Below are 18,832 nucleotides of genomic sequence, written 5' to 3'. Positions count from 1 at the left end.
ATATTTCAGGTAAAAAATCGTATTAAAGGACAGATGTGTAGAATCTATTGTGCCATAAAAAACTATTTGAACATGGAACAATCAGTCAACTTCTGATGAACATTGCTCATATAACAGCTAAAAATACGATTTTTAACGATAAAATATGCCAAAAGCATTATAATTTATAAGAAAGTAGCATATTGTTTTTTTTAATAAATGCCTCAAAATAATTACCCTCCGCATTTGGTGCTGGGATTTGTCTTTAAGAAGTAGGAGTTCTTATGTCCAAGAGTGGGTTTGGTCAAATGTATCGTCGGCTTTCGAGTAAACTACTTGACCTCGTGGTAACACCACATGTTCTTGGGGAAGTTCCTACTGAACCAGTATCAGAAACAACAGAAGCAGAAGCAAAGACTGACCGCCAAAAAGTGGTGTGCTATGTCTTACAAAACCACTCTCGAAGCAATGCTTTGGTGGTTGATGGAGAAACGCGTCGTTTAAATTTAAAACCTGCGTTAGACCCATTAGTTGTTGGCACTCATCAGGAAAAAGCATCAGTTTTATTTTTACAGCACAATGATGAAAATAATTTACTGAATCCTCCTCCTCATGCTTTTCCACCACGCTTATTAAAACTGATCGAAGTCTTACAAGAAAATCCTGAACTTGATATAGAGCTTGTTCCAGTTACCGTTTTATGGGGTCGTTCTCCAGATAAAGAAGACTCTTGGTTTAAGCTTTTATTTTCAGATACATGGGCTACACCAAGCACCGTTAAGCAATTGGTCAACATTGGCTTACATGGTCGCCAATCTTACTTAGAGTTTCATGAACCACAATCGCTACGTGAATTGGTTGAATACGCTCAACAGCATTATCCGAATCTTTCACCAGCCACTTATATTGTAAGTACGTTAAATGATTACTTAGATCGTCAGCGTGAAGTGGTCTTAGGCCCCGATTTATCGGATCGCCGTAATGTCATGCAGTCGGTTGTGAAATCTCGTGATGTTCAAGAAGCAATCCGCCGTGAAAGTATTCGCGGGAAAGTTAGTATGCTCGAAGCTGAACGTCGTGCGATTGGCTATGTCAATGAAATCGTATCGGATTATTCACATTCAGCAGTGCGCTTTGCCGATCTTGCTTTAACGCGCTTATGGACTCAGCTTTATGACGGCGTAGATGTGCATAACTTCAGTACCGTTCGTGAACTGGCAAAAGATTATGAAGTGGTTTACACACCTTGCCACCGCAGTCACATCGACTATTTATTATTGTCTTATGTGATTTATAGACGTGGCCTTATGGTTCCGTATATTGCTGCGGGTGATAACCTAAACTTGCCTTTCGTAGGTCAGCTTTTACGTGGTGGTGGTGCCTTCTTTATTCGCCGCTCTTTCCGCGGAAATGGCCTTTATACAACGGTATTTAAAGAATATTTATATAGTATCCTTTCTCGCAATACGCCACTTGAGTACTTTATTGAAGGTGGACGTTCGCGTACAGGACGCCTATTACCGCCTAAGACTGGTATGCTTGCCATGACGATTCATAGTCATTTACGTGGCCGTACAAAGCCAATTGTATTTGTACCAACCTACATTGGTTATGAACGCCTGATGGAAGGCTCGACCTACGTAGGCGAAATGCAAGGTAAACCGAAAGAAGCTGAATCAATTTTTGGTATTGTGAAAACCTTACGAAAAATTGAACGTATTTTCGGTAAAGTCCACGTGAACTTTGGTGAACCTGTTTTCCTTGATGATCTGCTTAAACAACATAATGCAGAAAACGTTTTTATCGAGAAAAATGATGACCCAATTCCTCAAGCAGTTTCAGATGCCGTAAATAGCTCTGCACATGCAATTTTAGAAAATATTAACCGAGCTGTGGTGATTAACCCTGTCTCTTTACTTTCTATTATTTTGCTTGCAACTCCAAAGCATACGCTTGATGAAGAAATTTGTATTAAGCAGCTTGAAGCTTACCGCAATCTGGCATCTAACTTCCCATATGACCAACGTATGGAAGTAACGCCGCTTTCTGGTAAAGAAATCATTGCGTATGGTTTAAAGCTTAAACTCATTAAACGAGTTCAGCATGCACTCGGCGATATTATTGCGATTGAAGATAACCAAGCTGTTCTTCTAACCTACTTCCGTAATAACATTTTGCATGCCTTTGTTTTACCGTCATTGGTTGCATCACTTGTTGAACACAATGGAAAAATCAGCCGTTCAGATTTAACCAATGTGATCTACACCCTGTATCCATTCTTGAAAGCAGAATTATTCCTTAAATGGAAGAGTAGCGAACTTAAAGAACAAATTGAGCAATATGCAAATGCATTGGTTCAATCAAATCTTATTCAGCAAGATGATGAAGGTAATTTAATTAGCTCTGCACCAAACACTGAAGAGCATAATCAGCTTGTTGTTTTAGCTACACCTGTTAAGCAAAGTCTTGAGCGTTACTACATGACACTTGCGCTCATTACTCAACGTGGTTCGGGTAATATTTCTGCTAAACAGGTTGAAGAATTAAGTCATTTACTCGGACAACGTTTGTCAGTTCTATATGAATTTAATTCACCAGAGTTCTTCGACAAAGCTTTATTCCAAAGCTTCTTAAAAGTTCTGACACAGCAAAATTACATTCGTACAAATGACCAAGGCCAAATCGAGTTTGATGATAATTTCCGTCAAATGGCTGCTGGAGCACAGTTGGTTCTTGATGAAGTAACCTTACAAATGTTACAGCACATCACGACCTTTACCGACGAAGAATTAAAAGATGCGCTTGAAGCGATGGCATCTCAACAAGCAAAACGACGTTTAAAGCGTAAAAAATCTTAAGGTTTTTACTCAAAATAAAAGGCAACTTCGGTTGCCTTTTTATTTTATTAGCGAATTGGACATTCAAAATAGCGTGGATCATCCATACAACGTAGACGCTTCATAAGTTGAACAAAATAAGCATCGTAATAACCTGAAAGCACGTACTGATTACGTATTTTGGCAACCATCACGTCATAACTTTGCTTTTCATAAAAAGAGACATCCACCCAATAATAAGCAGGTAAATGATTTTCCCACTGAGTTGCACGATTAGTTAGTAATTGGCTATTTTGAACAAACCATCCTCGAATTTTTCGACCAAAATTAGCAGGATAAGCTTGCGGCTTAATAATTAAATTAACGCCAAAATATGCCAAAGGAAAGTTAATGACTTGGACATCTGGTCCAAATTCTTTTTGTAGGTTATATGGTAATAGTCCATACACTGGCGCAGGAACAATATCGATTTTGTCTTGCTTAAATTGCACAATCGCATTAGATAAATCAACGTAAACTGGCTGAGCACCTACACTTCGTACCAATGCTTGTTGTGGTGGATTATTTGGTAACACGCCAATACGCTGATTTCTTAATTGAGCAACTCTAGAGATTTTTTTATTTTTTAGAACCATATAGGCCGTGCCAACAGGAATCATTCCTACAGCTTCATAGTCTTTAGAAATTAATCTTTTTTCGACTGTTGGATGATTCAAAAGTTGTAATAAACTTTTCGCAGTACGATTATTAGGAATAAGCCCGATACCAGCAGTGCTTCCCATAAACTGGTTATAACGATAAGTATTAAAATTAGATGCCGCTAAACCTGAACATTTACCTTCATCAAAAGCTTGTATGGCCTGTTGTTCTTTTTGATAGGTCACCACTTTAAATTTGACTTGGTACTGCTGTGCATATAACCGAATGTCATTTAAACGACGTGTAATATCTCCTTGGGAACCAATCGGATCATATGCACACCATACCTGATCCTCGGCCCAACTCGCAACAGCTGTTACGCTCAAAATAAGAGCTAAACAAATTCTTTTCACTTTCAAACTTTTTATCTTTATCGGCAATTTGACTGCCTCATCAGGTATTTCTGTTCTTATTTAAAGTTTAATCAAAATTTTATTTAGTGCTATGAACATTTAAACATAATAAATAGTCATTAAAGCAAATCGGATGCTCTAATTGAAAACCCGTTTCAGGCAAATGTTTCGCATAAATTCGTTTACCTGAAGTTTGGTTTGATTCTAAAGTTAACTCGGGTAACCCCAATTGTTTTTGGAACCACAAGATAACTTCATGCAAAGGCAATGGTTGGTTATTAGTCACAATATAGCTGGCTTGATGATTTTCATAGTCAGCCATAAAAGCCAAAAATCTTGCTAAATCATCAATATGTATTCGATTGCTATAATGTATATTTGGATAACTTTGACTATTTTCAGCCATCTTTTTTAAACGGACAACTGAGGTTCCGTAAATCCCAGTTGGGCGAATAATTACACATTGTGCTGGATAGTGTTTTTGCCAAAGGAGTTCCATATTACGCAATATATGGCCTTGTGCGTCATTTGGCTGAATTTCACTAAAATCATCAATGATCTCCCCCGCATTTTCGCCGTATACCCGCGTAGACGACACTACGATTATTTTTTTTACTGGATGTATTTTTAATGCATCTCGAATCGGTTCAATACTATCGACATAAGTATGTTGATAGCCCTCAACCGTACTCTCATTTGGAGAAAGTAAAATATATACAACATCCACAGGTTCAATTTTACTTAAATCAAGTTTAAAGATATCTTGAACAAGATGTGTTGCGTAACTATCCGTTTTTACACTACGGCTGATTGTGGTAATTTGATGTTCTTTCTCAAATAGTTGTTTAGCAACACGCTGAGATGTTTTACCATAACCGATAAATAATATATGCATAGAAAACTCGTTGAGGGGACATGACTTCAGTCCATCAGTTACAAGGCGTTGGATCGGCTTCAGCAGCCCTACTCGAAAAACTAAATATTTTTACCACAGATGATTTACTGTTTCATCTGCCACGTGATTATGAAGACCGCAGCACGATTATTGCAATGAATCAACTTGTGGTTGGGCGGAGCTATTTACTTGAAGGTGAAGTCAGATCAATTGATTTTCCTCCGGGAAAAAGAAAATCTATGGCAGCCTTGGTTCAAGATGAATTCGGTAAAGTTACCTTACGCTTTTATCATATTTATAAAAACCTGACTGACAAAATAAAACCGGGTCATCGCTTACGTATTTTTGGTGAAGTTCGTGTCGGCGCTCGCGGGCTTGAGATGTATCATCCTGAAATTCAGCTCATTCATGAACATACACCTCTACCAAAAACTCAGCTTACAGCAATTTATCCAAGTACGGATGGGCTAACTCAACCCAAACTGCGCGAATATGTAAAACAAGCTTTAAAGCACCATAGTGATGCCTTACCAGAGCTACTCCCTAAAAAATATACTAATGGCTATGCGCTTAAAGAGGCTTTGTATTACATTCATGAGCCTCCTGTTGATGCCAATATGCTCCAGTTGGCCCAAGGTTCACATCCAGCCCAACAACGACTTATTTTTGAAGAACTGGTTGCACACCAGATTAGTTTACTTAATCGTCGTGCTTATATTCGTCAAATTGCATCTCCAGCTTTTTCAAGCAGTAAAATATTAGCTAAAAAGCTTTTAGAAGCTTTACCTTTTCAAATGACCAATGCACAAAAACGTGTATCTAAAGAAATTCTAAATGACTTAAAACAACACCAACCTATGTTGCGCCTAGTACAAGGTGACGTTGGGGCTGGAAAGACTTTAGTTGCTGCTGTAGCGGCTTGCCATGCTTTAGAAGCGGATTGGCAAGTTGCATTAATGGCCCCGACCGAGATTCTTGCAGAACAGCACTATTTGAATTTTAAACGTTGGTTTGAACCATTAGGCATTACAGTTGCTTGGCTATCTGGCAAACAAAAAGGTAAAGCCCGTGCCCAAGCAGAACAACAGATTAAAGAAGGTCATGCAGAACTTATTGTTGGTACACATGCCTTATTTCAAGACAATGTTGGCTTCGCTAAATTAGGACTAGTAATCATTGATGAACAACATCGTTTTGGTGTAGACCAACGCTTAGCTTTACGTAATAAAGGTGCTGAGCAATTCACCCCACACCAACTCGTCATGACAGCCACCCCTATCCCAAGGACACTAGCAATGAGTGCCTATGGGGACTTAGACACATCAATTATTGATGAATTACCACCAGGCCGTACTCCAATTCAAACCGTTACGATTCCACTTGATCGTCGCGAAGAAGTACTTCAACGAATTGCTTCGAATTGTAGAGATGGAAAACAGGCATATTGGGTATGTACACTGGTTGAACAGTCTGAAACTTTAGATGCTCAAGCAGCTGAAGCCACCTATCAAGAAATGAGGGAACGCTTCCCTGAGCTTAATATTGGCTTAGTGCATGGCAAAATGAAAGCTGACGAAAAACAGTCGGTCATGCAAGCGTTCAAAAATAATGAGTTACAGCTTCTTATCGCAACTACGGTCATTGAAGTTGGTGTCGATGTTCCCAACTCTTCTATTATGGTCATTGAAAATGCTGAACGTTTAGGGCTTTCTCAGCTACATCAATTACGCGGTCGTGTAGGTCGAGGCGCACAGGCCAGCTTTTGCGTCCTTTTATATAAAACGCCTCTTTCACAAAATGGGCAAGAAAGACTTTCTATTTTAAGAGAAAGCAATGATGGCTTTGTGATTGCAGAAAAAGATCTTGAGTTACGCGGACCGGGTGAATTACTAGGTACTAAACAAACTGGGGATATGGGGTTTAGAGTTGCTCGTTTAGAGCGAGATGATCACTTACTCAGTCAAGCTCATTATGTAGCTCAGCAAGTCTTAAAAGATTATCCAGAACAAGCAGATGCATTATTAAAACGTTGGCTTCCGGAAGCGCCTCGCTACGCGTATGTTTAGTTTCTTAAATCCACAGCATCTTATTCAATTGCTCACACCTTGCTTGTTATGTGAGTCAGATGTACGAGAAAAACATTCGCTCTGTAAGGAATGTTGGAAGCAGTTTCCTTGGCTTAAGCAAACAATTCAACGCAATGATCAATCAGTTCTTGTGGCCTGTGATTATGCTTATCCAGTTAGCCGAATCATTCAGCAGTTTAAATATGAACAGAAATTACATTATGAAATTTTGTTAGGTGAAATTTTACAACAACTCAAATTTCCCAAGGTACAAGCTATCGTACCTATGCCTATTTCAAATCAACGTTTAATCGAACGTGGCTTTAATCAGTCATTGTTACTTGCAAACATCTTAAGCAAACAATTAAAAATACCTGTTTGGCAGCCAGTACAACGTCTTGCTGAACATTCGCAGAAAGGGCTTTCTCGACTTGAACGCTTTGAGAACATTGAGCAACAATTTATTGCGCTTTCTCAAGAAAAACGGCGTTATCGCCGTGTTCTTATTATTGATGATGTAATAACCACTGGAAGCTCTATTCAAGCACTCAGCCAAGCACTTAAACAATTAGGCTGCACATCTATCTATGCCGCTTGTTTAGCGGCAACTTTGACCAGTTAAAACGATTAAACTGTAGATAAATGCTGCTCACACCAAGGAATAACAATTTCACGGGTTAATGGTGCAAGGTGCGTTTCTGAATCATTTAAATCAACCCATTTCATTTCTGCAATTTCGGCTGCGATTTTAGGCGCCTGATTGAGCTGAACAAGATATAAATGACTGACCAGAATATGATCTGGTTCATTGGCAGCTGCCGTTTCGAAACGACCAAGAAATTGTTCAATTACACAAGAACTTCCAACTTCTTCTAAAATTTCTCGCTGCATTGTAATCTCTGGCACCTCATTGGGTTCCAGCTTACCACCCACTTGCATAAAAGCATGAGTATTACGCTTCCTCACGAGCAACAACTGATTTTGCTCATTCAAGATCACTGCAGCAGCGACCGTAATTGTTTTCACTTATTTAACCTCGTTTATGGTTGAACATCTGCATTTGTCCATTTTGGAGCAGGAGCCTGATATTGCTCAAATTGTTGAAGAATGTCTTCAATTTTGTCTGATGCGATCAATTTATCAACGAACCGTGCTTGGCTGAATCCATTATCCACCGTCCCTTGAATCATTTTAAGTAAATCTTCATAAAAGCCAGCTACATTTAAGAAAGCACATGGCTTTTGATGAATACCTAATTGCGCCCACGTCCATTGTTCAAAGATTTCTTCCAATGTACCCGCACCACCAGGTAAAGCAATAAAACCATCGGAGAGATCCGCCATTTTGGTTTTGCGCTCATGCATATTTTCGACCACATATAATTTGGTTAAGCCCGGATGAGCTAACTCACGATCGACCAAAGCACGAGGAATCACGCCAATGACTTGTCCACCCGCCTGCAAGGCACTATCAGCGACAACGCCCATTAAGCCTGAGCGACCGCCACCATAAACCAAGGTCTTACCTTGTTTTGCAATAGCCTCACCAGTAATTTTGGCAATTTGTTGGAAAATTGGGTTTGAACCAAGAGATGAACCACAGAAAATACAAATTGAATTCATAGTGTAAAAAACCGTTTTATTGAACTGTCATGCTGACAAACTAAACTATCGATAGAGTTTTTTTTTGCAAAATAGCGTATTGGCAAGTGTTTTTCGGCAAATCCTTGTCTAAAATACACCCATCCATTTCCATCAGACTGCGTGAGGAAAAAAGACACATGCTTGAAGCCTTTTATGCCACAGAACGCGGAAGTCTGGAAGATGCCACCATCAATGGTGGATTTGATCTACATCCCGAATTAGTCTGGCTTGATCTTATTGCACCCTCGCAAGAAGAGCAACAATGGGTACTAGATGCCTATGACCAAAATTTACCCACACTAAAATCGCTGGAAGATATTTCATCCTCAGCACGATTCTACCGTGATGATGATGGTATTTTGCATATCAGTACTTATTTTTTAACGAAAAATAAAAACTATCAAGTGGATGGTGATGCAGAAGATTCATCACACATTTTGGCGATGGTACAAACGGTCGCATTTATTTTACATAAAGACCGTCTCTTTACGATGCGGGGAGAAAAATTAGTTGCGTTCCGTGCCTTTCGTGCGCGTGCTCGCCGAAATGACTACGACATGGACTATAAAGATCCAACATGGATTTTATTAGGTCTTCTTGAAGCAAAACTCGATGAGCTTGCGGATATCTTAGAAGATATCCACAAAGATTTAGAAAAATACTCGACAGAGGTTCTTAACAATCACCAACGTGAACAAATTCTAGATCTAGATGACATGATTACGCGCCTAGCTCAACAAGAAGACATGCTAGGAAAAGCTCAGCTCTGTTTAATTGATTTACGACGTGTACTTACTTTTTTATCACGTCCTCGAGCATTAGGCAGTCATATTTACGATGCTGATATTCGAGAATTGAGTGAAGATGTCCGCTCACTCGTAGAACATGATGCTTTCTTATTCCAAAAAGTACGATTCTTGCTTGATACAACGTCTGGGTTCATTAATACCGAACAGAATGACACGATCCGTCGATTCTCGATCTTACCAAGTATGTTAGCTCCTCCAATGCTTATTGCCAGCATCTATGGGATGAACACAGATGTATTGCCTTTTGCACATGGTACGACCAGTTTCATCATCGTTTTACTGATTATTATCGGTTTCTTTATTGGCCCCATTATTTATTTCCGCTGGAAAAAATGGATTTAGGCTTTGTAATAAAATGCTAGTCCAAAGCATAAAAAAGCACCTAAATATAGGTGCTTTTTTACATCTAGAACATCAGATCAAATGTAGATCTTCCTGCAAATGGCAGGCTTGAATGATCTTCAGCATTTTTTCGGGTACATTTTTAAAATGCAAACCAGCTTTTTGTGGAGTCACTCGTAACCATTGAACTAAAACAGCCAAGGCCAAGGTACTACCATGCTCAAGCTCTGTTAAATCTACCACCAGAGGAAAGCTTTGCTGCTTCTTGATGATAGCTAAACCTGCTTGATACTGTTGTTCCGCATTTTCAAAATCAATTTTTCCCGAAACAACCAATTGTTGGTTGAGATACTGAACCACTCTTCACCTACTATTTTTGTTTATTCTGATTAACAGCAGCGTCTGCATCCGGTTGGAAGGTTGCAATTGCTTTATTCAAATCGCCACCGTTACGTTTCACTGTTGCAGCAAACTGATTACGGAACTGTAATCCCAAATCAATACCAGAAACATTGATATTACGGATTTTCCATTGAGTACCTTTATCAGCTAACTGGAAAGATACTGGAATTTTGTCGCCGTTATGACTGAAGTCCAATGTCACTACTGGGTTTTTACCCGCAGTTGCCTTGTAAGGGCGCATGGTATAGCTTTGGTTCGTATATTTAGCAAATGCACTACCGTAATTTTCAATTAAAGTATTACGGAAGTTAGTCTCGAACTGAGCACGCTGTGCCGCTGTACTATACTGATTTGTTGCATAAGTACCCATTACAATGCGAGTAAATGCTTGTGAATCAACATACGGGTCTAAATTCTGACGTACGATACTCTTCACTAATGCTGGGTTATTTTGCAATTTTGCATGATCAGCTTTCAAACGAGCAATCAAACCATCAGCAACACGCTTGATAAAATCAGGTGGTGCTTCTGAAGGTGCAGCAAATGCTGTACCTGCAATCATGGTAGACAAAAGACTTGCTGTCAGGGTTTGTTTAAACAACGTATTCACCAGGAACCACTCCTTCAAATAATCTTTTACTCAACAAATGAGGCTTGTGCACTATCTTTATCAGTGCTTGCAGGAGCACTCGCTTCTGTTGAGCCTGAACCGGCAGCAACTTTACCAGCCCCACCACCAGTAATAAATTTACTAATTAAATCTTCTAAATCCATAGTTCCTTGAGTGTTTGAAATCGTGTCACCTCGTTTCAAGTAGTTCACACCACCACCAGGTACAACTTTCAAATATTTCTCACCCAACAAACCATTGGTTGCTACCATTATATAAGCATCTTCATCAATACTTGTGATGGAGGTCATGTTACTGGTCAGTTGCTGTTCCATTGCTTTTTGTTGCTCTGGAGAAGCTTGAGTATAATCTGAGCTATAACGCAACTCTTCCAGCGCATTCTTCTGAACTTCTTTTAATTGTTCAGGATTGAAACTTGTCAACTTTCCATCTAAACCAAATGTTACGGTAGCCAAACGCGTAACCGGATCAAGCGTAATTGAATCAACACGACCAATTGTAACACCACTCATTGTCACTTTAGCACGTGGCTTTAGCCCATTGACGTTATCAAATTGAGCCTTCATGGTATAACTATCACTTAAGTTCGTACCAACAAGCCCACTAACTTTCATTGCTAAGAAAAACAATGCAATACCGAAGATAATAACAAAGATACCAACGGCCAGTTCACTACTACGTGATTTCATTAAATCCCTCCGAACATGACCGCAGTCAACACGAAATCAAAACCTAAAACACATAATGAAGAATACACAACCGTCCGGGTCATTGCCGTTGCAATGCCTTCTGGTGTCGGATCACAGGCATAGCCCTGATAAACAGCGACCCATGTACAAATCAAAGCAAAAACAATACTTTTAATAATCGTGCCATTGATAATGTCATGCCCGAAACGCACTGTATTTTGCATGCCACTCCAGAAGGAGCCTTCATCAGCACCTAAAAAGTCAACACCGACCATCTTGCCACCAATAATACCAATGGCTGCAAATATCACAGTTAACATTGGCAAACTGACAATACCTGCCCAAAGACGTGGCGATACGATTTGCTTTAAAGGGTCAACCCCGATCATTTCCATACTGGCAAGCTGTTCGCTTTGCTTCATTGAACCAATTTCGGCAGTCAATGCAGAACCTGCTCGTCCTGCAAATAGCAATGCAGCAACCACAGAAGCAAGCTCACGGAGTAGGGTTAACGAAATCGCTGTACCCAACATCGACTCAGCACCGAAAGTGACCAAAATGCTATACATCTGCAAGCCAAGAACCGCACCAATAAACAAACCAGAAACGGTAATAATAAGTAAGGACATCACACCTACGCGGTGCATTTGGTAACCAAAACGACCAAAACCACCCTTGCTAGGAAGTGAAAAAATAATCTGCAAGAGCATATGTGCCGCAGCACCAATGCCTCGAATCCGCTCAATAACGAGTCTACCTAACCAGGCAATCGTATTCATGGACGAACCTCGTTATTTAAATAAGCTAGATGACTAAACTGGTATTCAACTGGTCCTTCTGCCGAACCTGTTAAGAATTGGTGTACAAATGGAGAAGCATGTTTTTGCAACTCGTCAGGTGTACCCTCTCCCTGAATTTTTCCTTCAGCTACCACATAGATGTAGTCAGCAATCGATAATGTTTCTGCAACATCATGCGAAACAATAATTGTTGTTAAATCTAACGCTTCACGTAGTGAACGAATTAAACGTGTCAAAACACCTTTCACAATTGGGTCTTGACCAGCAAAAGGTTCATCGTACATGATCAAATCGGGATCAAGTGCAATCGCGCGAGCCAATGCTACACGGCGATTCATACCACCTGAAAGTTCTGTCGGCATTAATTGTTCAGAACCACGTAGACCCACCGATTCAAGTTTTAATGCAACCAGTTCAGCAATGAGATTTTCGGGAAGCTTTGTGTGCGCTCGGATTGGAAACGCCACATTTTCATAAACGGACATATCCGTAAATAGAGCTCCACTCTGAAATAACATTCCCATACGTGCACGAGCGGAAAAAAGTTCCTGACGAGACATTTTGGCAATATCTTTAGCGTCGAGTAAAACTTCCCCCTGATCTGGAACTAATTGTCCACCAATCAGACGTAATAAAGTTGTTTTACCTGTACCAGAAGGTCCCATAATGGCCGTAATCTGGCCTCGACGTATATTTAAACTAATATTGTCATAAATGACGCGTTCCCCTCGATTAAAACTCAAGTTCTTCACTTCAATAAGCGGTTGAGTCGAGAGAGGAGTTTTATTATTCATAATGGCAATCGTTCCTGCACTTTTATGCACGCATACTATAACACTGAAAATTAGCAAACTTGTTGTAATTTTGACAAAAGCAAAGCTAACTTACTTGAGAGAATTCGAAGAAGTATGTTCGTAAAAAGAGGTCAATTCAGAAGCTTGGAATTGCTCAACAGAACTTCCATTTATAAAAGCGTAGGCGAAGTAAACCCCATTACACAAAACGAGTGCAATAAAAAGATAAGGCAACCCATGCTGAACCAGAAGGTTCTTCAACTGTGCCATTATTGTCTCTTTTCGCTTACTTTTACGCATTATTTAATAAAAAATTGAACCAATTCACATTTTGTTAGTTTATAACAAAACTGAAAAATAAAAAAGGCCAGTATTTTTACTGGCCTTTTTTTCAAACTAAATTTTGATTAGCGGTCGAATTTACGACGCGGCGGTTTGTCATCAAAACTACGACGCGGACGATCTTCACCACCAAAGCTACGTTTTGGACGATCTTCACCAAACGCTGGACGTTCACCACGTGGTTTATCATCGAAGCTACGACGTGGCTTATCGCTGAAACCGCCTTCACGACGTGGACGATCTGAGTTGAACTCGCGACGCGGACGATCTTCACCACCGAACGCTGGACGTTCACCACGTGGTTTATCATCAAAACTACGACGTGGACGATCTTCACCACCAAACGCTGGACGCTCGCCACGTGGCTTGTCATCAAAACTACGACGTGGACGATCTTCACCACCGAAGCTACGTTTTGGACGATCACCAAAACCACTTTCACGACGTGGTTTATAATCTACGCGATTACCACGGTTGTCATCATTCGAGTCAAAACGCGGTTTATCATTGAAACCACCTTCGCGACGCGGACGATCTGAACCGAACTCACGACGTGGACGATCTTCAAAACCACCTTCACGACGTGGACGGTCTGAATTGAACTCGCGACGTGGACGATCTTCACCACCAAATGCTGGACGCTCACCACGTGGTTTATCATCGAAGCTACGACGTGGACGGTCATCACGACCACCTTCACGGCGTTTGAAGTTGCTTTCGCCTTCAAAACGACGACCGCCACCGAAACCGCCGCCACCACGACGACCATCACGGCTACCGCCATTACCGCCACGACCACGACCACCGCCATCACGACCTGAACGAGCAGGAGGTGGAGATGGCTCTAAGCCTTCAATTTCAGAAACACTTAAACGCGCTTCTAAATATTCTTCAAGTGCACGAATCTTACCGCGTTCACGATAAGTCGCTAAAGTAATTGCTTGACCAGTACGACCAGCACGACCAGTACGACCAATACGGTGTACATAATCTTCATGCTTCATCGGAAGACCGAAGTTAATTACGTGAGAGATTGTCGGAACGTCAAGACCACGAGCAGCAACGTCAGTTGCAACTAAGATTTTTGCACGACCTTCACGAATACTACGTAAACGACGGTTACGAACTGTTTGTGGCATTGCACCATGAAGTGCAACTACAGAATGACCTGCTTCAGCAAGTTCTTCTGCCAACATATCTGTATCTTCTTGCGTACTAGCAAAAACAACAGCTTGATCTAAGTTTTCATCACTTAACCAATGGGTAAGTAATTTTTTCTTATGTTCGAAGCCATCAGTCCAATGCAATGTTTGTGTAATATCAGTATTGGTTGAATGACCTGTTTCAATTGCGATACGCATAGGATCTTTCATCATGCATGATGCAAGACGAATAATACGGTCAGCAAATGTTGCAGAGAACATTAATGTTTGTTTACGGTTAGCCGCTAATTCGCTAATTGCTTCTAAGTCTTCAGAGAAACCTAGGTCAAGCATACGGTCCGCTTCATCAACGATTAAAGCATCTACTTGATCTAATTTAATTTGACGACGATTTACCAAGTCAAGTAAACGACCAGGTGTTGCAACAACAACTTGCGCGCCTTTTAATTGTTGAATTTGTTTTGCAAATGGCATACCACCCATAATGGCAGCAATACGAACACCTTTCATGTGACGTACAAATGCAATTGCATCTTGACTTACTTGCTGAGCCAATTCACGAGTTGGTGAAATTACCAAGATATTCGGTTGAGTTACTGCTTTCATACGGTCTTTGAACGGTACAACAGTCTCTTGACCAGCTAAAGCATTTAATGTTGGGAGTAAGAATGCAGCAGTTTTACCAGAGCCAGTTTGGCTTGATACGAGAAGGTCTTTACCTTCTAAAGCAGCAGGAATTGCTTGTTCTTGCACAGGAGTCGGGGCAGTAAAACCTAAACCTTCAAGCGCTTGTTGTAAGGTTTCATGCAAAGAAAATTCGGCAAAAGTTTTGCTCATAGAGAGTTTCACCCTTGTGGGTGCTCCATTTTTAATAAATACAAAAAAATAGACATCGGCAAAAAGCGGCAAAGCAAAATTAGCTGAAACGTTTTTTCAGCAGCAATCCGAGTAACGACGATGTGGACTAAACGCACGCTTGATTACGGCCGAACCTGAAGAATCGCTGAGCGATTGGGGCGCAAGTAATGGTCCTCTCTATGGACAGCGTGCGCTTACAATGAATAGAACAGAATGTTCAGGTAATGAACGGAAATTTAAGTGCGTTGGCGGATTATAGCAGAAATAATTTAAAAGTCACCTTTTTTAATCAACTTTATGCATATTTCTTGAATTAACTTAATTTTACTCTTTATTTAAAACATAAAACCCTCTGAATACAGAGGGTTTTATTAATAATGAACCAAATTATTTTGCAGCTTTATCCCAAGCTGGAACAACTGTTTGCATTAAAGGTTTTAGCAATTTAAGCGAACATGCGAGTACTTGACCATTTTCAAGTGAATTATTACCACCACGTGCGTCAACCACTACACCGCCTGCTTCTTTAAGAATAAGTTCGCCAGCAGCAATATCCCATGGCTTTAAACCAAGTTCAAAGAAACCATCAAAACGACCAGCAGCTACATAAGCTAAATCTAGAGCAGCTGAACCACCACGACGGATTTGTGCGCCTGCTTCAGTAACAGCTAATAATGATGCGAAATGCTGCTCTGCATAAGATACGATTTCGCCAGCACGTTTAGCACGGTAAGGATGGCCTACTGCCAAGAATGTATTTTCTAAACTATCTTTTACATTTACACGAATACGGCGTTGATTCATAACTGCACCGCGACCACGGCTAGCAGAGAATAACTCATCACGTACTGGATCGTAGATTACGCCGTGTTGAGTAACACCTTTATGCTGAACTGCAATAGAAATACAGAAATGAGGGAAACCATTAATAAAGTTTTGTGTGCCATCAAGCGGGTCAATTACCCAGCACCACTCTGCATCATGGCCTTTGCCTTCTTGTAAACCAAACTCTTCACCTAAGAAGCTATGGTTTTTATAACTTTTACGTAACGTATCAATCGCTAACTGTTCTAAATAACGATCTACACGTGTTACTGGGCCATCAATGCCTTTCTCTTCAACTTGTAAATCGAGTTTATGACGATTTTGATGCGCTTTTAAAAGCTCTTGACCAACTGTTTGAGCCGCACGCGCAGCCATAACCACCATAGGTTCCATTGAACACCCACTAGACAAATTTGAAGATTTTGACAAAGAATAATGCATAAAAGCGCAAATATTTTAGCAAATATATGCGCTTTTAGGGGGAAAATGTTTCAAAAATTTTATTGAGGGTTAAACGACCTGGTTTAACTTGAGCCAAACTTTCTCAATTGAGCTCAAAATACCCTTAGCGTCTAGACCACAGTCTTGCAACATTTGTCCGTGTGAAGCCTGTTGTAAGAACAAATCTGGCAAGCCTAAATTAATGATTGGTTTCACAATTTGTTCTTGAGCCATGAACTCATTTACCGCACTTCCCGCACCCCCCATAATGGCATGCTCTTCAACAGTGACAAATAAATGTGTGTGCTCAGCCAAATCACGAATAATTTTTTCATCAAGTGGTTTCACAAAACGCATATTTACAACACGCACACCCACATCATGTTTTTGTGCAAATTGTTCAGCAGCTTCTATGGCAACCATAACGCGGCTACCAAATGCCAAAATTGTAATCTGTTCATCACAAGCAGATTTAATTTCTGCAACGATTTCAGCTTTTCCTAACTCAATAGCAGTCAACTCTTGCTGAATTTCAACACCTACACCTGCACCACGTGGGTAACGTACTGCCGCTGGTCCATTATAGACATAGGCTGTATGAAGCATCTGACGGCATTCATTTTCATCTTTTGGTGCCATGATGACCATATTTGGCACTGTACGCATGTATGCATAATCATATGCACCTGCATGAGTTGGACCATCTTCACCAACCAAACCTGCACGGTCAATTCCGAAAGTCACATCAAGGTTTTGTAATGCGACATCATGAATAAGCTGATCATAACCACGCTGTAAGAATGTTGAGTAGATCGCAACAACAGGTTTTAAGCCTTCACAAGCCATTCCTGCTGCAAGTGTTACTGCATGCTGCTCAGCAATCGCTACATCAAAAAATCTCTGCGGAAATTCTTTAGCAAACTGAACCATACCTGAGCCTTCACACATCGCTGGTGTGATCGCAAGTAGACGCTCATCTTGTGCTGCTTCATCACATAACCACTGACCAAATACATCAGAATATTTAGGTGGTGTTTTACCTGCTGAAGTTGCATTAATTTTGCTAATTGCATGGTAGGTAATCGGATCCGCTTCTGCTGGAGTGAAACCTTTACCTTTTTTAGTATAGACGTGGACTAAACGTGGGCCTTTACGCTTCTTGAGAGCATTAAATACTTGGGCCAGTTGATTTACGTCATGGCCATCGAATGGGCCAAAATAATCAAAACCAATCGCTTTAAATAAATTGTCTGCCGCATCTGTTGCCGATTGATGTAAACGAGAGTTATAGGTCCATTTTGGATGTGGCTGAATGTAAGCCTCACCATGTTCATCTACATTTACTAAATGGCCTTTTTCCCAAATTGCAGCTAAATGTTTAGCAAAACCGCCTGTGCTACAAGAAATTGACATGTCATTGTCATTCAGCACAACAATTAAATCAGCATCATGTGCAACAGCGTCGTTCATGGCTTCAAACGCCATACCTGCTGTCATTGCACCATCACCAACAATACAAACGACTTCACATGGATCATTTTGATAGCGACGTGCTAACGACATTCCTAAACCAGCTGAAATTGCTGTTGATGAATGTCCTACGCCGAATGTATCAAAAACTGATTCTTCTCTGGCTGGAAATGCTGCTAAACCATTTTTAGAACGAATCGTGGTCATTTGCTCACGACGACCTGTCAGGACTTTATGCGGATACGCCTGATGTCCCACATCCCAAACTAATCGGTCATTTGGTGTATTAAAGCAATAATGCAGCGCAACCGTCAGCTCAACCACGCCGAGATTAGCACCGAAATGGCCACCACTCTGGCCTGCTGCATATAAAATATATTGACGCAACTCATCAGCCACTTGAACCAATTGGCTATGCTCGAGCTGACGTAATTGTTGAGGATGATCAATTGCATCTAACAATGGCGTAACAGGGCGTTGAGTTGGAATTTCGGTATACAACATATGTGGCAAAGCCTTTATAAGCCTGGCAAATCCTAAGCTGGGTCAAAATGGGTCGATCATACAATCGAATGAAGTCACCTTCAATCAGCCACATTTGCGAACGAGGTCATGCAAAGCAGTCTCTCATACATCATGGGTATGGTTGGCAGATTATCCTGAATAATCTGACTATTTATCAACTATTATCGTCATCTTTATACAAAAAAGAAAACCTTAGTGTGCAAAATGATTATGACAATTCGACCAATCTCCCAGCATTACGCTATACTTTAAACCGTTTTCGGTTAAAA

17 protein-coding genes are annotated in these 18,832 nt (G+C 40.5%); 4 read left to right on the top strand and 13 right to left on the bottom strand.

The genetic code is table 11. From position 1 onward, the window contains the following. Window positions 1-263: 263 nt before the first annotated feature. Window positions 264-2,837, top strand: a complete 2,574-nt coding sequence (plsB, locus tag MJX77_RS07555) for a glycerol-3-phosphate 1-O-acyltransferase PlsB (RefSeq protein ID WP_252061100.1) — start codon at window positions 264-266, stop codon at window positions 2,835-2,837. 47 nt (window positions 2,838-2,884) lie between these two features. Here the strand turns inward: plsB and MJX77_RS07550 are convergent, their stop codons facing one another. Together MJX77_RS07550 and MJX77_RS07545 are read right to left on the bottom strand one after the other, a co-directional pair. After that, on the bottom strand, window positions 2,885-3,868 hold the full coding sequence (locus tag MJX77_RS07550; RefSeq protein ID WP_252061099.1) for a putative solute-binding protein: 984 nt from the start codon (window positions 3,866-3,868) through the stop codon (window positions 2,885-2,887). Between the two features lie 79 nt (window positions 3,869-3,947). Beyond that, complete coding sequence (locus MJX77_RS07545) at window positions 3,948-4,763, bottom strand: NAD-dependent epimerase/dehydratase family protein (protein WP_252061098.1); 816 nt, start codon at window positions 4,761-4,763, stop codon at window positions 3,948-3,950. Between the two features lie 20 nt (window positions 4,764-4,783). Here MJX77_RS07545 and recG point away from each other — a divergent pair, with 20 nt between their 5' ends. Further along, window positions 4,784-6,829: an ATP-dependent DNA helicase RecG gene (gene recG / locus MJX77_RS07540; RefSeq protein ID WP_252061097.1), complete on the top strand. Its 2,046-nt coding sequence runs from the start codon at window positions 4,784-4,786 to the stop codon at window positions 6,827-6,829. Beyond that, window positions 6,822-7,451, top strand: a complete 630-nt coding sequence (locus MJX77_RS07535) for a ComF family protein (RefSeq protein ID WP_252061096.1) — start codon at window positions 6,822-6,824, stop codon at window positions 7,449-7,451. The genes recG and MJX77_RS07535 overlap by 8 nt, the downstream gene beginning before the upstream one ends. A 5-nt stretch (window positions 7,452-7,456) precedes the next feature. Here the strand turns inward: MJX77_RS07535 and MJX77_RS07530 are convergent, their stop codons facing one another. Further along, complete coding sequence (locus MJX77_RS07530; RefSeq protein ID WP_252061094.1) at window positions 7,457-7,855, bottom strand: NUDIX hydrolase; 399 nt, start codon at window positions 7,853-7,855, stop codon at window positions 7,457-7,459. 14 nt (window positions 7,856-7,869) lie between these two features. Continuing rightward, window positions 7,870-8,451, bottom strand: a complete 582-nt coding sequence (locus MJX77_RS07525) for an LOG family protein (RefSeq protein WP_004789659.1) — start codon at window positions 8,449-8,451, stop codon at window positions 7,870-7,872. Between the two features lie 158 nt (window positions 8,452-8,609). On the opposite strand from MJX77_RS07525, the gene MJX77_RS07520 reads away from it, so the two are divergent. Then, the gene (locus MJX77_RS07520; protein WP_004789661.1) at window positions 8,610-9,623 is read left to right on the top strand and encodes a CorA family divalent cation transporter; all 1,014 of its coding nucleotides are present in this window, start codon (window positions 8,610-8,612) and stop codon (window positions 9,621-9,623) included. A 72-nt stretch (window positions 9,624-9,695) separates the two neighbouring features. Here the strand turns inward: MJX77_RS07520 and MJX77_RS07515 are convergent, their stop codons facing one another. From MJX77_RS07515 to dxs, 9 genes are all read right to left on the bottom strand, one after another. Further along, on the bottom strand, window positions 9,696-9,983 hold the full coding sequence (locus MJX77_RS07515; protein WP_004789663.1) for an STAS domain-containing protein: 288 nt from the start codon (window positions 9,981-9,983) through the stop codon (window positions 9,696-9,698). Between the two features lie 10 nt (window positions 9,984-9,993). Further along, window positions 9,994-10,635, bottom strand: a complete 642-nt coding sequence (locus MJX77_RS07510; RefSeq protein ID WP_191900427.1) for an MlaC/ttg2D family ABC transporter substrate-binding protein — start codon at window positions 10,633-10,635, stop codon at window positions 9,994-9,996. A gap of 26 nt (window positions 10,636-10,661) precedes the next feature. Beyond that, window positions 10,662-11,345, bottom strand: coding sequence for an outer membrane lipid asymmetry maintenance protein MlaD (mlaD, locus tag MJX77_RS07505; protein WP_005301188.1), 684 nt, complete (start codon window positions 11,343-11,345; stop codon window positions 10,662-10,664). Continuing rightward, window positions 11,345-12,124 (bottom strand): lipid asymmetry maintenance ABC transporter permease subunit MlaE, encoded by a 780-nt coding sequence (mlaE, locus tag MJX77_RS07500; protein WP_005301186.1) that lies wholly within the window; start codon window positions 12,122-12,124, stop codon window positions 11,345-11,347. The genes mlaD and mlaE overlap by 1 nt, the downstream gene beginning before the upstream one ends. After that, window positions 12,121-12,939, bottom strand: coding sequence for an ABC transporter ATP-binding protein (locus tag MJX77_RS07495; RefSeq protein ID WP_252061092.1), 819 nt, complete (start codon window positions 12,937-12,939; stop codon window positions 12,121-12,123). Before MJX77_RS07495 ends, mlaE begins: the two co-directional genes overlap by 4 nt. A 90-nt stretch (window positions 12,940-13,029) precedes the next feature. Continuing rightward, window positions 13,030-13,239: a hypothetical protein gene (locus MJX77_RS07490; RefSeq protein ID WP_081399100.1), complete on the bottom strand. Its 210-nt coding sequence runs from the start codon at window positions 13,237-13,239 to the stop codon at window positions 13,030-13,032. Window positions 13,240-13,346: 107 nt separating this feature from the next. Then, window positions 13,347-15,281: a DEAD/DEAH box helicase gene (locus tag MJX77_RS07485; protein ID WP_013196768.1), complete on the bottom strand. Its 1,935-nt coding sequence runs from the start codon at window positions 15,279-15,281 to the stop codon at window positions 13,347-13,349. Window positions 15,282-15,689: 408 nt separating this feature from the next. Beyond that, window positions 15,690-16,520, bottom strand: a complete 831-nt coding sequence (locus tag MJX77_RS07480; protein ID WP_004789677.1) for an inositol monophosphatase family protein — start codon at window positions 16,518-16,520, stop codon at window positions 15,690-15,692. Between the two features lie 117 nt (window positions 16,521-16,637). Then, window positions 16,638-18,542: a 1-deoxy-D-xylulose-5-phosphate synthase gene (gene dxs, locus MJX77_RS07475; RefSeq protein WP_252061091.1), complete on the bottom strand. Its 1,905-nt coding sequence runs from the start codon at window positions 18,540-18,542 to the stop codon at window positions 16,638-16,640. Between the last annotated feature and the right edge of the window lie 290 nt (window positions 18,543-18,832).

The organism is Acinetobacter sp. AHP123 (assembly GCF_023757925.1).
Lineage (GTDB): Bacteria > Pseudomonadota > Gammaproteobacteria > Pseudomonadales > Moraxellaceae > Acinetobacter > Acinetobacter oleivorans.
Note: the sequence above shows the minus strand (reverse complement) of the source record. Positions and strands in the feature narration are given on the sequence as shown.

Excerpts from the sequence above, each read along its gene's own strand:
- MJX77_RS07545 (WP_252061098.1), bottom strand. The coding sequence starts at position 4,763 with ATGCATATATTATTTATCGGTTATGGTAAAACATCTCAGCGTGTTGCT.
- MJX77_RS07495 (WP_252061092.1), bottom strand. The coding sequence starts at position 12,939 with ATGAATAATAAAACTCCTCTCTCGACTCAACCGCTTATTGAAGTGAAG.
- MJX77_RS07535 (WP_252061096.1), top strand. The coding sequence starts at position 6,822 with ATGTTTAGTTTCTTAAATCCACAGCATCTTATTCAATTGCTCACACCT.
- MJX77_RS07490 (WP_081399100.1), bottom strand. The coding sequence starts at position 13,239 with ATGCGTAAAAGTAAGCGAAAAGAGACAATAATGGCACAGTTGAAGAAC.
- mlaE (WP_005301186.1), bottom strand. The coding sequence starts at position 12,124 with ATGAATACGATTGCCTGGTTAGGTAGACTCGTTATTGAGCGGATTCGA.
- MJX77_RS07480 (WP_004789677.1), bottom strand. The coding sequence starts at position 16,520 with ATGGAACCTATGGTGGTTATGGCTGCGCGTGCGGCTCAAACAGTTGGT.
- dxs (WP_252061091.1), bottom strand. The coding sequence starts at position 18,542 with ATGTTGTATACCGAAATTCCAACTCAACGCCCTGTTACGCCATTGTTA.
- mlaD (WP_005301188.1), bottom strand. The coding sequence starts at position 11,345 with ATGAAATCACGTAGTAGTGAACTGGCCGTTGGTATCTTTGTTATTATC.
- MJX77_RS07525 (WP_004789659.1), bottom strand. The coding sequence starts at position 8,451 with ATGAATTCAATTTGTATTTTCTGTGGTTCATCTCTTGGTTCAAACCCA.
- recG (WP_252061097.1), top strand. The coding sequence starts at position 4,784 with ATGACTTCAGTCCATCAGTTACAAGGCGTTGGATCGGCTTCAGCAGCC.
- plsB (WP_252061100.1), top strand. The coding sequence starts at position 264 with ATGTCCAAGAGTGGGTTTGGTCAAATGTATCGTCGGCTTTCGAGTAAA.
- MJX77_RS07485 (WP_013196768.1), bottom strand. The coding sequence starts at position 15,281 with ATGAGCAAAACTTTTGCCGAATTTTCTTTGCATGAAACCTTACAACAA.
- MJX77_RS07520 (WP_004789661.1), top strand. The coding sequence starts at position 8,610 with ATGCTTGAAGCCTTTTATGCCACAGAACGCGGAAGTCTGGAAGATGCC.